Origin of the sequence: Bacillus pretiosus (genome assembly GCF_051294775.1) — a bacterium.
Classification (GTDB): domain Bacteria; phylum Bacillota; class Bacilli; order Bacillales; family Bacillaceae_G; genus Bacillus_A; species Bacillus_A wiedmannii.
This window is the reverse complement of sequence record NZ_JBPPHF010000459.1, coordinates 1-287: the sequence shown is the minus strand read 5'-3', so window position 1 is coordinate 287 and position 287 is coordinate 1. Positions and strand designations below refer to the sequence as shown.

General features: G+C 34.1%; 1 pseudogene. It reads right to left on the bottom strand.

The features are described 5' to 3' along the window. Positions 1 to 52: 52 nt before the first annotated feature. A pseudogene (locus tag ACSG5Z_RS31725) lies at positions 53 to 287 on the bottom strand (hypothetical protein); the annotation flags it as partial.

Below are 287 nucleotides of genomic sequence, written 5' to 3'. Positions count from 1 at the left end.
TCAATGGTTTAGTACAAATGCTCTCTTCATTTTATGCACATATATATTTAGTTTATTTTTCCGTTAACAAAGATACACTTGTAAACTGTTTCTCGTCTGCTAATGTCAGTGATTGTTCACCTAATTTTAAAGCTGGATAACCAGGATATGCTAAAACACCTGATTCACTTATAGAAAGCGGAATAACATCATCCGTAAAAAAATTAATACCTTTCTTAAGCAAGGAAATTTGAGTGGTAGATTTTCCACCTCCCGGTCCAGCCATAATACCCCAAGCATCATTTTCA